Consider the following 13155-nt stretch of genomic DNA (forward strand, 5'->3'; position numbering starts at 1 on the left):
CGTCGTTCCGGGCCATCTTGCCGAACCGGGCAGAAGAGGTCAAGCTCCGGTCGACATTGACGACAGCGACCGGCCGGCGCAATTGCCGGCCGCCCCGTTGACCTGTCGCTCAGGACCATGACGTGGACAGCGCTGTGAGAGGCTGCCCGCATGCGCATCGATCCCTACTCGACCCAGGACGAGCGATGGACGTCCGGCAGCTCCGGTGGGCCGGTCGGCACGGAGGAGGACGGCGCCGGGCGGGGCGACCCGTACGTCCACGGTGACCGGTTGGAAGTCGTCGTGGCCCACCACGCCCGCCGCCGCCCGGACGCGGTGGCGGTGCAGCAGGACGGCCGCTCGACGACCTACGGGGAGCTGGTCCGGCTGGCCGAGCGGATCGCCGCCGGGCTGCGGGGGGACGGCGTCGGCGAGGGCGACCACGTGCCGGTCCTGATGGAGCGCAGCCCGGAGTTCGTGGCCGTCCTGCTCGGCGTGCTGCGGGCCGGGGCCAGCTACATCGCGCTCGACCCCGGTTGGCCGGCGGAACGCAGGCGGAGCGTCATCGCGCGCAGCCGGGCCCGGGCGGTGGTCGACGGGACGCAGCTGGCCCGCTGGCGGGACACCGCCCACGACCCGCTCCCTGCGCCCGAGGCCGACGGCCGCGCCCCGGCCTGCGTCTTCTACACCTCCGGCTCGACCGGTCAACCCAAGGGCGCGCTCTCCCCGCACCGCGGCACGATCCGCACGCTGGTGAACCACCCCTCGATCCCGCTGGACCAGGACAGCGTGTTCCTCCAGGCGGCGCCCCTGCCCTGGGACGGCCTGTCGCTGGAGTTGTGGGCCCCGCTGCTCAACGGCGGGCGGTGCGTCCTGCTCTCCCGTGAGCGGTCGGTGCTCGACGTCGACGCCTGGGAGTCGGCCCTCGACCTCGGCGTCAACAGCATGTGGCTCACCAGTTCGCTGTTCAACCTGTTCGCCGACGAGCGCCCCGCCCTGTTCCGGCGGCTGCGGCTGCTGCTGGTCGGCGGCGAGCGGGTGTCGCCGGCCCACGTCCGCCGGGTCCTCGCGGCAGCACCCGGGCTGCACGTCGTCAACGGGTACGGCCCGGCCGAGAACACCATCTTCACCACCACCCACGTGATCCGGCCCGAGGACGTGGCCGAGGGTGCCGACGAGGTACCGATCGGCCGGCCCGTACCGCGCACCTCGGTGCTCCTGCTCGACGAGGACGGCGCCGAGGTGTCGCCCGGCACCACCGGCGAACTCGCGGTCGGCGGGGACGGGCTCGCGCTCGGCTACCTGGACGACCCGCAGGAGACGGCCCGACGGTTCTTCGAACGGCACGGCCGGTCGTGGTACCGCACCGGCGACCTCGCCGTCGTCGACGACGAGGGGAACCTGCGCTTCCGCGGCCGGGCCGACCGTCAGATCAAGGTCCGTGGCGTACGGATCGAGCCCGGCGAGGTCGAGTCGGTCCTCGAACGCCATCCGGCCGTCGCCTCGGCACACGTCCTGCGGGTGCCCGGCGACGGCGCCCGGGACGCGCGGCTGGGCTGCCTCTACACGTCCTCGGACGGCCACCCGATCGACGCGGCCGAGCTGACCCGCTTCCTGCGGGAACAGCTGATCCAGGCGATGCGGCCGGCGCTCGTGACGCACGTGGCGCGGCTGCCGCTGAACGCCAACGGCAAGGTCGACCACGCCGCCGCGGTGCAGCTGCTCGACCCCGGGCCGGCGGCCCGCCCGCCCGCCCCGGAAGGCCCCCGGTCCCCGCTGGCCCGGCTGCTCGGCCAGGAGCTGGGCCGGCCGGACCTGACCGACGAGGACGACCTCCTGGCGGCGGGGATGACCTCCCTGGACGCCATCCGGCTCGCCGCCCGGATCGGCGCGGAGACCGGCCGCCGGGTCACCCTGGCCGACGTCTACCGGTCCCGCACCCTCGGCCGGCTGGCCGGGGCGACGGCGACGGCGACGGCGACGGCAACGGCAACGGCAACGGCGGAGCCCACGCCACCCACCGGGGCGATCGAGGCGTCCACCCATCCGGACCTCAGCCCGCTGAACCACGCCCAGCAACGGTTCTGGCTGGCCGAACTCACCAGCCCCGGCCTCGCCGACAACACGCTCGTGCTCGCGTACGAGCTGGTCGGGCCGCTGCGGGCGGGGCCGCTGCGGGACGCGCTGCGCGACGTGCAGCGCGGCAACCCCGTGCTGCGGACCGTCTACCCCGAGGTGGACGACCTGCCCGTGCAGCGGGTGCTCGGCGAGCGCGAGGTGGAGCTGGTCCTCGAGGAGTCGACCGTCGAGGCGGACGGCACCGACCCGCAGGTGCTCGCGGAGCGCGTCACCGCGGACTGGTGGGACGACCCGTTCGAGCTGGACAGCCGGCCGCCCGTCCGGGCCCGGCTGTGCCGCCTGGCCGACGACCGCCACCTGCTGTGCCTGCACATCCACCACATCGCGTTCGACGGCTGGTCGGAGCTGTCCTTCGTCCGGCAGCTGGCGCGGCACTACCGGACCCGGGCCAGCGGCGGCGGAGCGGTCGACGAGCCCGTCCGCGACCATCGGGATCAGGTCCGCTGGGAACAGCTGAACCTGCCGCGGTGGCGCGCGGAGCTGCTCCCCTTCTGGCGCGAGCAGCTGCGGGACCTGCCGGAGCCGTTCCTGGCCGCGCCGCCGGCCGGGATCGCCGAGGCGGGCCGCCGGGATCTCGTCCACCCGGTGGACGCGGCGACGGTGGCCCGGCTCGGTGCGGTCGCCGGGCGTCTCGGCGTACCCCTGGCCGGCACCCTGACCGCCGCGGTGGCCCGCGCCCTGGCGTCGGTCTTCGACGTCGACGACCTCTGTCTCGGCACGGTGTCGAGCGGCCGGACCGAGGCCGGTCTCGACGACCTCATCGGCTACCTGGTCAACCCGCTCGCGCTGCCCCTGCGGGACGTCCGACGCGCGGCACCCGGCGAGCTGCTCACCCGGGTCGGGGGCCAGCTCGTCGCCGCCCTCGACCACGGCCACCTGCCCTTCGACGAGCTGGTCCGCGTCCTCGGCGCCCGGCGCGGCCGGCATCCCTGGTTCCAGGCGTGGTCGGTGCTGCAGACGCCGCCACCGCAGGCGCGGCTCGACGCCGCCGTCACCCTCACGCCGATCCGGGTACGCCCCCCGCGCACGTCCATCGAGCTGATGGTCGAGGCGTTCCCCCAACCCGACGAGGGCTGGACGGTGGTGCAGCTCGGCCGGGTCGACGGCGTCACCGACGCGCAGGCGGCAGCCGTGTTCGACGAGTTCGGACGGTTCTGCGCCGCGCTGACCGGGGCGTCCTGACGCCGCCACCGCCGGCCGGCCCGACCGGCCGGCGGTGGCCCGGACGGTTCAGACCAGCGGCGCGAAGAAGAAGGTGTCCCGGCGGGCGAAGGAGTCGTCGTCGGCGAACCGGAAGAAGTCCGCGAAGCGGAGCTCGACCTGGCGGCCGTCGCGCAGCTCGCCCCGGAAGTCGCCGTGCACGGCCACGCCCTCGGCCGCGCTGATCAGCACCGCGATCGCGTGGTGGCCGCTGGCGATCACGCGGTCCTGACGGTAGAAGCGCTCGATGGTGTCCTTGCCGACCAGCGGCGGATATCCCGGGCGGTGGTACTCCGCGTCGGTGGCGAAGAGGTCGACCAGGTCCGCCACCGCTCGCCGGTCCACCAGCTCGTAGTAGCGGCGTACCCGGCTCTCCCGCGAACCGGCCCCCGTGCTGCCTTCCATGTCCGCTCCTCCCTGTTGTCGCGACCGGCCGGCGCCGTGGCCTGCCGGCGCCGCCGTCAGCCGGCGGCCCGGTGGCCGCCGCGCACCTCGACCGGCATGCGGGTCGTGCCGAGGATGAAGTTGGACCGCAACCGGGTGGACGGCGCGGTGGGCGCCAGCCGGATCCGGTGGCGGGCCACGTGGCCGAAGACCGCGTCCAGTTCCGTACGGCCGAGCACCGCCCCGATGCAGCGGTGGACGCCGTGTCCGAAGGTCAGGTGCCGGTTCGGCGTCCGGTCGGTGTCGAAGGTGTCCGGTGCGGCGAACTGCGCCGCGTCCCGGTTGGCCGACACGTTCCAGAGCGTCACCACGTCGCCCGGCTCGATGACCTGATCGCGGACCCGTACCTGGCGGGTGGCGATGCGCTGCACGTACGCGTTGGTGGACGCCCAGCGCAGCACCTCGTCGATGAGCGGCTCGGTAACCTCCCGCCGGTCGAGGAGCCGGTCGTACTGGTCCGGGTGCGCCATCAGCGCCTCCATCCCCACACAGGCGCTGTAGGAGGAGGTCTCGTTGCCGCCGACGGCCACGTTCATGCAGTTGTAGAGCACGTCCTCGTCCGGTAGCGGACGGCCGTTGATCCGTGCGCGCAGCAGGATGCTGACCATGTCCTCGCCGTCACCGCCCCGCCGGTCGTCCACGAGGTCCTCGAAGAAGTCGAAGATCTGGCCCTGGATCGAGGCCAGGTGGGTGCGCTCGTCACCACCCCGGGCGCCGAGCAGCGGATCCCGGAAACCGATCATCCGGCGGGTGAGTCGCACCAGCCGGAGGGCGTCGTCGTGCCCGACGTCCAGCATCGCCATCAGCGCGCCGGCGGGCAGTTCCATGGCGATGTCCTCGGCGAAGTCGCCGCCGCCGTCGTCGATCATCCGGTCGAAGGCCGCCACGAGCAGGGTGTCGATCTGCGCCCTGACCCGCTCCACCACGGGCGGCGCGAACAGGGCGTGCATCTGCTGGCGGAGCAGCCGGTGCCGGGGCGGGTCGCTGGCCACCAGCATCCGGCCGGTGGCGGTGTCCACCTCGTTGCGGAAGGAGCCGCCCAGCATCGCCCCGCCCGCCGAGCTGAAGGCGGCATGGTCGGCATAGGCCGCGGCGACCTCGTCGTAGCGGGTCAGCGCCCAGAACCCGCCGTTGTCGAGCGGGTTCCAGTGCAGGTCGTCCTGGTCCCGCAGCCGGGCGAGGAGCTGATGGTGCTCACCGCGGACGAAGCGGTCGACGTCGGTGAGGTCCACCTCCGTGGTGGTCCGACCGGTCATGCCGAGACCTGCCGCTGCGAGTCCAGCAGGCGGGCCAGGTCGCGCAGCCGGCTGTTGCTGAGCAGGTCACCGAAGTCGAGATCGACGCCCAGGTCCCGCCGGATCCGCCGCTGCGCCCGGAACGCCAGCAGCGAGTGCCCGCCGAGCTCGAAGAAGTCGTCGTCGGCGCTGATCCGCTCCGCGCCCAGCAGCGCGCCCCAGACCTGGGCGACGTACCGCTCCGAGTCGGTCGCCGGCGGCACGTGGTTCTCCTCCCGCTTGCGGTGCTCGTCCAACATGGTGGCGAGCTGCTCCCGGTCGCGCTTGCCGTGGTCGGTGGCGGGCAGGTGGTCGACCAGGAGGATCACCCGGGGCACCATGTGGTCGGGCAGCGACTCGGCCAGGTGTGCGCGCAACTGGGCGGGCGCCACGGTCTCCAGCGCGACGACGAACGCGGCGAGATGCCGCTCGTCGCCCTCGCCGCCGGCCAGCACGGCGGCCTCGGCCACCTGCGGGTGCCGGGCGATGGCGCGCTCCACCTCGCCCGTCTCGACCCGGTAGCCGCGGATCTTCACCTGGTCGTCCGCCCGGCCGCGGAACTCCAGCAGGCCGTCCGGTCGGCGGACGGCCAGGTCGCCGGTGGCGTACAGCCGGGCGCCGGGCGGCCCGTCCGGATCGGGCCGGAACCGGTCCACGGTCAGGTCGGGGCTGCCCAGGTAGCCGCGGGCCACGCCGACCCCGCCGATGTGCAGCTCACCCACCTCGCCGACCGGCGCCTCGGTCAGGTCGGGACGGCGGACGGTCACCCGGCAGCCGGCCAGCGCCGAGCCGATCGGCACCCCGTCCCGGACGGCGTCCTCGTCGGCGATCTCGTACCCGGTGCAGGCGGTGGTGGCCTCGGTCGGGCCGTACAGGTTGACGAAGACGCCGTCGAACTCACCGGCCAGCACGTCGAGGCAGGTCTGCCGGGACAGCACGTCACCGCCGGTGTAGAGCAGCCGGAGCGAGCCGAAGGTGTCCCGGTCCTCCCGGACCAGATGGTTGAGCCCCATCGTCGGCACCAGCGCCGCGCTGATCCGGCGTCGCCGCAGCTCCCGGCGGACGTCCGTGCCGAGCATGTCGCTGAGCATGGGCAGCACCACCAGTTCCGCGCCGGCGGCGAGGGTGGCCCACAGCTCGAAATGGAAGGCGTCGAAGGCCAACGGTGACAGGTGCGCCGTCCGGTCCTCGGCGGTGAGGCCCGCGAAGACCGGGTTCTCGGCGAACGCGACCAGCCCGGCGTGCTCCAGCACGACCGCCTTCGGGATGCCGGAGGAGCCCGAGGTGAACAGCAGGCAGGCGGCGCTGTCGGGCGCCGGGCCCGCCGGCACCGGACCGGGGTCACCGGCCGCGTCCGCGCTGTGCCACTCGACGACCCGGGTCTTCTCCGCGACGTCGGTGAACCGGTCGGCCCGACCGGGTCCGGTGAGGATCACGGTGGCACCGGACTCACGGATCATCAGGGCCTGGCGCGCGGCCGGCAGGTGCTCGTCGATCGCCACGTAGGCCCCGCCGGCACGGAGGACGCCGAGGATGCCGACCACCACGTCGACGCCGCGGCCGAGGCAGAGCGCCACCCGGTCCTCGGCGGCCAACCCGACCTCACCGAGCCGGCCGGCGAGGTGCGCCGACCGCCGGTCGAGTTCGGCGTACGTGACGATGTCGTCACCCTGCGACACGGCGGGCCGGTCGGCGTGACGGCGGACCGTCTCGTCGAACATGGCGACGAGGGTCCGGCCGGTCGCTCCGCTGGGCTTCAGCTGCCCACCTTCGGCAGCCACCCAGTCGAGGCACTCCGCCCGCGATCCGTGCTGACCGAGGCCGCGCCAGCCGTTCGGCGGCGTGCCATCGGCCGGCCAGATGCCCAATTGACCGGCGTCATTCACCACCGCCTGGTACCGGGGGGAGTCCTGGTTGCTCATTCGTGGCCTTTCCCTTGGCAGCCTCGAAACCGTGGCCGGTCGGACGTAGTCGGGCGCGGTCGCGGTCGAGCCGAACCCACGGGAATGGACGGGGCGCACATACCAGGAGAGGTCGTCATCCTTGGCGAGCCGTGCGGAGGAGGCCCTCGTCCTGAGCGGCCCGCCTACCTGGCGCTGAGGATCCCGACGGTACGCGCCAACCGTGAATCGTCCCCGTGATCTCGGCTTTCGTGATCGAGGGGCGGCGCCCCGCCACCGTCTCCGGTGGCGCCGCGAGGCGGCGCATCCCACTCTCACCACGTCAGTCCGGTTTTGCGATAGACAGTACTCAGAGATCGACAAGTACGTCAACAGTGGTCGTTACGTGCCCCGGGGACCACAAGAGACCGTACCGGCGAGTCAACGCGCGCCGGTCTAACCTGGGTACCCTGTTGCGCACGGCCAACAGAAGAGGAGCTCTACTGTGGAAATGACCACCTGGCCGCCGGGGTACGCGATGTATTTCCGCCAGCATCCTACTCCGCTCGGGCGGGCCGCCTCTGCCGTCACCGCACCGTGGAGCGACGACTGTGCCGGCTGAGCTGAACGGTGCCGTCCGGTCCGCGTTGACCTTCGGCCAGCTGTCCGTGCTCCGGGCCCTCGAGCAGTTGCCCCGCGACAGCTGGTGGGAGACCTACCTGGTCTGGTCGACGGAGCTGCCGGCCGAGGTCACCCTGTCGGCCGTCACCGACGCCGCCCGGCACGTACAGCGGCGGCACGAGTCACTCCGTACGCTCTTCGTCGACGACGGGGACGGCCTGGTCGCGCTCACCCTGCCGGAGGGGGATCCCCCGGTCGAGGCGATCGAGCTGCCCGGCGCGACCGCGGACGAGGCCGCCGCGGCGGCGCAGCATGCCTGCCGCCCCGGTTTCGTCTGGGACCGGCAGTTCGGGTGGCGCACCTACCTGGTCACCGACGCGGGACGGGCCACCCACCTGGCGGTCGTGGTCGATCACATCGTCGCGGACGGTTACGGTCTGCAACGGGTGGTGGAGGAGATCCGTGCCCTCCTGGGCTGCGGTGACGAGACCGGCGCCCAGTGGCTGGCGGACGAGCCGAGCCAGCCGCGTGAGCTGGCACAGGCCCAGCACTCGGACGCGTGGCGGCCCCGGCGGACCGGTGCCCACCGCTACTGGGACCGGCTCCTGACGGAGCTGCCGCCCACCGTCTTCCCCTGGCCGCCCGCCCCCCAGGACACCGGACGGATCGAGGCCACCCTGGTCTCGCCGCGTGCCCGGGCCGCGCTCGGGCTGGCCGCGCACCGGCTCAAGGTGTCCACCCAGTCCGTGGTGCTCGCCCTCACCGGGATCGCCGTGGCCGCCACCCAGGGCCAGGACGACGTGGTGCTGACCCTGCAGGCGAGCAACCGGTTCGACCGGCGCTGGCGGCACATCGTCTCGTCGATGAACCAGGCGGCGCCCCTGGCCATCTCCACCGCCACGACGGCCGACACCTTCGACGACTTCGCGCCGCAGGTCCAGTGGGCCAGCCTCAACGCCTACCGGCACGGCAGCTACCACTTCGACGAGATGGTGCAGAAGGTCCGCCAGGCCCGCGGGGTGGACCTGGAGTTCGACTTCTACTTCAACTTCATGGCGCACGAGGTCATGCCGACCGACGAGCCGCTCCGCGCCGACTTCCCGGATCCCGTGGTACGCGTCGACCGGGCGTTGCGGCAGGCCGGGCAGCGCATCGACCTGAAGATCCAGCCCGGCGACGAGATGCCCTTCACCCTGCGGGTCGACCCCACGCTGATCCCCGCGCACCGGCTCGAACACCTCATGTACTGGTTCGACGACGAGCTGATGCGGCTCGCCGGCGGCGGGGCGTTCCGGGTGAAGGACAGCCGGGAGCGCGCGGCGGGATGACCGGCCCGCCCGGGGAGGCAGGCTTCCCGGGCCGGAGGCGACCGGTGCGGTCCGGTCCGTGCCACGGACGGTCGACGACGAGCAGGATGGGGAAGAGCTTTCTCATGGCGCAACTTGGCAACGACAGCAGCGACCTGGTCGAGCTGCTGGCACGAACCTGGCGGGACGTCCTCAGGCGCGACGACATCGACGAGGGCGCCAACTTCTTCGAGCTGGGCGGTGACAGCCTCCAACTGGTCCGGGTCGTCACCATGGCCAGGGCGGCCGGGGTCCGGATACCGCCGGCGGTGTTCCGTCGTCACCCCACCATCCGCGAGCTCGCCCGGGCGCTGGCCGAGGGGACGCCGGCCGGCCCGGCACGCCCCGTGCCCGTGTCGGGGCCGATCCCCCTCCTGCCCAGCCAGGTCCGCTTCTTCGACTGGCGTATCGAGGACCCGGACGCGTACTCGACGACGCTGGTGGCCCGGGTGTCCGCCAGCGTGGACCCGGTCCTGCTCGGGCGCGCCCTGTACGCCCTCGCCGAGCGGCACGAGGCGCTGCGGACCGTCTTTCCCACCGGCCCGCAGGGGCGGCACGTGGTGCTGCAGGACGCGTCGGCCGCCACCCGCTACAAGATGGTCAGTGCCCACGGCCTCGCCGAGGACGCCGTCGACAAGCTGGTGGCGGACGTCGTGGACGGTCTCCGCGCCGCGATCGACATCTCCGCGGGGCCGCTCTGGCACGCCACGCACCTGGACCACGGTGAGCTCGGTGGGACGCTCTGCCTCGTCGTGCACCACCTGGTGGCCGACGCCCCGTCGCTCGGCGTCCTCGTCGAGGACCTCCAGGAGCTGTACGGGACCCTCCAGGTCGGCGGTGCCGGCCCGACGCCCGGGGAACCGGTCGTGGCGAACCACGCCCGGAAGTTCCGGGAGCTGGCCGCCGGCCGGGTGGACGAGGAGACGGTCGCCTACTGGGCCGGCCGGCCCTGGCACCGGTTCGGGCGACTGCCGAGGAGCACGACGGCGACGGCGGCGGACCTGAGCCGCGCCGTGACGCTGCACCGGACACTGCCCGGTCCGGTCACCGACAGCCTGGTGCGGTCCCTGGCCGCCACCGGGACGAGCACCGAGGAGGCCCTGGTCTCGGCGCTGGCGACCACGCTGCGGGAGGTCACCGGCAGCGACGTGGTCGCGCTGACGGTCACCCGTAACGGCCGGGAGCCGGTGGGCGACGACTACGACCTGAGCCGCGAGGTGGGCTATCTGGTGCTGTCCGCCCCCTGCCTGCTCGAGTTCCCCGACTCCCCCGCTCAGCCGGCCCCGCTGGCCGAACAGATCCAGCGGCAACGCGACCTGGCCCGGGAGTGGAACGCGCTGCGTCACCTCGGCGACGACCGCGCCCGCTGGGCGGACCTGCCCGCCCCCGAGGTGCACCTGGTCTATCTCGGCGTCCGGGCGGACCGGTGGCAGCCGCCGTTCGAGGCACTCTGGTCCCGGCAGAACGAGCCCCGGGTCGGCGAGCTGCCGCACCCGGTCAGCGTCTACGCCGAGATCGTCGACGGCGAACTGTGCCTGAGTTGGATCTATGGCACCGACCTGCTGGCGGAGCAGACGGTGCGGGAGCTGGCCGACGGCACCCAGCGGCGGTTGACCGGGCAGGGCGCGGACGCGCCGAGCGGCCCGGCGCGTACCGACCGGGACGCCCGGACGGTGTCCTCGTGACCGACGGCGGGCTGACGCTGTACGACCTGTTCGCCCGCACCGCGCTCCGTCACCCCGACGCGATCGCGCTGGAGGTCGACGGGGCCGCCCACTCCTACCGGGACCTCGCCCGGCTGGTCGACCGCTGCGCCGGCCGACTCACGGCGACCCTGGACCGGGTGCCGTCGCGCATCGGACTGCTGGCCAGCCGCAGCGTCGAGGCGTACGTCGGCTATCTGGCGGTCCTGCGCCTCGGGGCGGCGGTCGTGCCGCTCAACCCGTTGTACCCGCCGGCCCGCAACGCCGCGATCGCCACCGGCGCCGGGCTGGACCTGGTGCTCACCGACGGCGTGGTCGCCGAGGAGACCGGACAGGCACTCGGCGCGGTGACCGTCCGCCAGATCGGGGCGGACGACAACTGCGCCACCGCGCCCGGCGCGGCCGGTACCGGACCGGACGACGTGGCCTACGTGCTGTTCACCTCCGGCTCCACCGGCCGACCCAAGGGCGTGCCGATCCGGCACCGCAACGTCGTGCCGTTCGTGCTGCACAACGTCACGCGCTACGACGTCGGGCCGGGCGCCCGGCTGTCGCAGACCTTCGAACTGACCTTCGACCTGTCGGTGTTCGACCTCTTCGTGACCTGGGCGGGCGGCGGCACGCTGGTGGTGCCGGACAAGCTCGAGCTGCTCGCGCCCGTCGACTACGTCAACGACCGGCAGCTCACCCACTGGTTCTCCGTGCCGTCGGTCGTCTCGTACGCGGCCGAGCTGGACTCGCTGCCGCCGGGGAGCATGCCCGGACTGCGGTTCAGCCTGTTCTGCGGTGAGCAGCTCACCCGGGCGCAGTGCGCGATGTGGGCGGGCGCGGCGGTGAACAGCACGGTGGAGAACCTGTACGGACCCACCGAGCTGACCATCGCCTGCGCCGCGTACCGGGTGCCGCAGGCCGCCGGCCAGCCGCGCACCTCCAACGGCACGGTGCCGATCGGCGAGCCGTACCCGTACCTGGAGTCGGTCCTCGTCGCCGACGGGCTGGTCCACGAGACCGAGGGCGAGCTGTGTGTGCGCGGCCCCCAGCGGTTCGCCGGTTACCTGTGCCCCGACGACAACCGGGACCGTTTCCTTCTCGTCGTGGACGGACGGACGCGGCCCGTGGCGGCCGGTGCGGCCGAGGTGCCCTCGGACGCCTGGTACCGCACGGGTGACCTGGTCCGCTACGAGGACGGGCGGGCCGTCCACCTCGGCCGGCTCGACGACCAGGTCAAGGTTCGCGGACATCGGGTCGAGCTGGGCGAGATCGTGGCGGCCGTCCGGAACCATCCGGGGGTACGGGACTGCGTCGTGGTGGCGAGGCCGGATCCGCTGCTCGGCACCGAACTGGTCGCCGCCCACACCGGGGAACCAATCGACGAGGCGGAACTCTGCGCCGTGGTGCGCCGGACGCTGCCGCCGTACATGACGCCGGCGCGCTTCGTCCACCTGGAGCGTTTTCCGCTCAATGCGAACGGCAAGATCGAACGGGCCGCGGTCCTGGCGATGGTGGACCGCGACCGGGACAGGAGCACAGGATGAAGTTCAGCCTCTTCTACTTCGCTGACGCGGTGCCGGACCGCCCGGGCGGTCTGTACGACCTCCTGCTCACCGGGGCCCGGTTCGCCGACGAGCACGACTTCGAGGCGGTCTGGACGCCGGAGCGGCACTTCCACCCGTTCGGCGGCCCGTACCCCAATCCCTCCGTCACCAGCGCGGCGGTCGCCGCGGTGACGTCCCGGGTCGGGGTCCGCGCCGGCAGCGTGGTCGCGCCGCTGCACGATCCGCTGCGGATCGCGGAGGAGTGGTCCGTGGTGGACAACCTGTCCCACGGGCGGGCGGGACTGGCGTTCGCCTCGGGCTGGAACCCGGTCGACTTCGCCTTCCGCCCGGACGCCTACCCCGACCGGGCCGCGGTGCTGCTCGACACGCTGGCGAAGGTGCGGGAGCTGTGGTCCAGGAAGCCGGTGACGGTGCGGGACGGCAAGGGCGAGTCGCAGGAGGTCGTCCTGCACCCGCGCCCGGTTCAGCACGACCTTCCGGTCTGGATCACCAGCGCCGGCAACGTCCGGACCTTCGAGTCCGCCGGGCGGCTCGGTGCCGGGGTGCTGACCCACCTGGTCAGTCAGGACGCCGATCAGCTGGCGGTGAAGATCGCGGCCTACCGGCAGGCAGCCGAGAGCGCCGCCGGCCGCGGCAGCGTCGTGGTCATGCTGCACACGCTGATCGGGACCGACCGGGACCAGGTGCGCGAGGTGGTCCGGCAGCCGATGCTCGAATATCTCCGCAGCTCACTGGACCTGGTCTCGCGCACCGCCCAGGCCGATCCCCGGCTGGCTCCGGAAGAGGTGGAGCAGACCGTCACCGAGCTGCTGGACGACGCGTTCGAACGCTACTTCGCCGACGGCGGCCTGTTCGGGACGGTGGAGGACGGGCGGCGTCGGGTGGCGCAACTGCGCGCAATCGGCGTGGACGAGGTGGCCTGCCTGATCGACTTCGGCCTGCCGGACCAGGTCGTCCTCGACGGTCTGGTCCACCTCGACGCGCTGCGGCGGGCCTGCGCGCAGTAGCGTCAC

8 protein-coding genes are annotated in these 13155 nt (G+C 73.2%); 5 read left to right on the forward strand and 3 right to left on the reverse strand.

Features of this window, described 5'->3' with window-relative positions; genetic code table 11:
* The first annotated feature begins 150 nt into the window (after nucleotides 1–150).
* Complete coding sequence (locus tag MRQ36_RS31240) at nucleotides 151–3300, forward strand: amino acid adenylation domain-containing protein (RefSeq protein WP_242800312.1); 3150 nt, start codon at nucleotides 151–153, stop codon at nucleotides 3298–3300.
* Nucleotides 3301–3348: 48 nt separating this feature from the next.
* Here MRQ36_RS31240 and MRQ36_RS31245 read toward each other — a convergent pair whose 3' ends face one another.
* Genes MRQ36_RS31245 through MRQ36_RS31255 form a run of 3 tightly spaced genes read right to left on the reverse strand, consistent with a single transcriptional unit; the run spans nucleotide 3349 to nucleotide 6958 of the window.
* The gene (locus tag MRQ36_RS31245) at nucleotides 3349–3723 is read right to left on the reverse strand and encodes a nuclear transport factor 2 family protein (RefSeq protein ID WP_242800313.1); all 375 of its coding nucleotides are present in this window, start codon (nucleotides 3721–3723) and stop codon (nucleotides 3349–3351) included.
* Between the two features lie 56 nt (nucleotides 3724–3779).
* Nucleotides 3780–5018, reverse strand: a complete 1239-nt coding sequence (locus MRQ36_RS31250; RefSeq protein ID WP_242800314.1) for a cytochrome P450 — start codon at nucleotides 5016–5018, stop codon at nucleotides 3780–3782.
* Entirely contained in the window at nucleotides 5015–6958 is a 1944-nt protein-coding gene (locus tag MRQ36_RS31255) for an amino acid adenylation domain-containing protein (protein WP_242800315.1), read from the reverse strand. Before MRQ36_RS31255 ends, MRQ36_RS31250 begins: the two co-directional genes overlap by 4 nt.
* Before the next feature lie 569 nt (nucleotides 6959–7527).
* Here MRQ36_RS31255 and MRQ36_RS31260 point away from each other — a divergent pair.
* The 4 genes from MRQ36_RS31260 to MRQ36_RS31275 all read left to right on the forward strand — a co-directional run bounded on the left by MRQ36_RS31260 (nucleotide 7528) and on the right by MRQ36_RS31275 (nucleotide 13149).
* The gene (locus tag MRQ36_RS31260; protein ID WP_242800316.1) at nucleotides 7528–8865 is read left to right on the forward strand and encodes a condensation domain-containing protein; all 1338 of its coding nucleotides are present in this window, start codon (nucleotides 7528–7530) and stop codon (nucleotides 8863–8865) included.
* A gap of 104 nt (nucleotides 8866–8969) precedes the next feature.
* A complete protein-coding gene (locus MRQ36_RS31265; protein ID WP_242800317.1) occupies nucleotides 8970–10568 on the forward strand; it encodes a condensation domain-containing protein in 1599 nt (532 codons plus the stop codon).
* Nucleotides 10565–12121 (forward strand): amino acid adenylation domain-containing protein, encoded by a 1557-nt coding sequence (locus MRQ36_RS31270; RefSeq protein ID WP_242800318.1) that lies wholly within the window; start codon nucleotides 10565–10567, stop codon nucleotides 12119–12121. The genes MRQ36_RS31265 and MRQ36_RS31270 overlap by 4 nt, the downstream gene beginning before the upstream one ends.
* Nucleotides 12118–13149 (forward strand): MupA/Atu3671 family FMN-dependent luciferase-like monooxygenase, encoded by a 1032-nt coding sequence (locus MRQ36_RS31275; protein WP_242800319.1) that lies wholly within the window; start codon nucleotides 12118–12120, stop codon nucleotides 13147–13149. Before MRQ36_RS31270 ends, MRQ36_RS31275 begins: the two co-directional genes overlap by 4 nt.
* The last annotated feature ends 6 nt before the right edge of the window (nucleotides 13150–13155 follow it).

It is taken from the genome of Micromonospora sp. R77 (assembly GCF_022747945.1).
In the GTDB taxonomy this organism is placed as follows: Bacteria; Actinomycetota; Actinomycetes; order Mycobacteriales; family Micromonosporaceae; genus Micromonospora.

Coding starts and splice junctions, on each gene's coding strand:
- MRQ36_RS31255 (WP_242800315.1), bottom strand. CDS start 6,958: ATGAGCAACCAGGACTCCCCCCGGTACCAGGCGGTGGTGAATGACGCC.
- MRQ36_RS31265 (WP_242800317.1), top strand. CDS start 8,970: ATGGCGCAACTTGGCAACGACAGCAGCGACCTGGTCGAGCTGCTGGCA.
- MRQ36_RS31240 (WP_242800312.1), top strand. CDS start 151: ATGCGCATCGATCCCTACTCGACCCAGGACGAGCGATGGACGTCCGGC.
- MRQ36_RS31275 (WP_242800319.1), top strand. CDS start 12,118: ATGAAGTTCAGCCTCTTCTACTTCGCTGACGCGGTGCCGGACCGCCCG.
- MRQ36_RS31245 (WP_242800313.1), bottom strand. CDS start 3,723: ATGGAAGGCAGCACGGGGGCCGGTTCGCGGGAGAGCCGGGTACGCCGC.
- MRQ36_RS31250 (WP_242800314.1), bottom strand. CDS start 5,018: ATGACCGGTCGGACCACCACGGAGGTGGACCTCACCGACGTCGACCGC.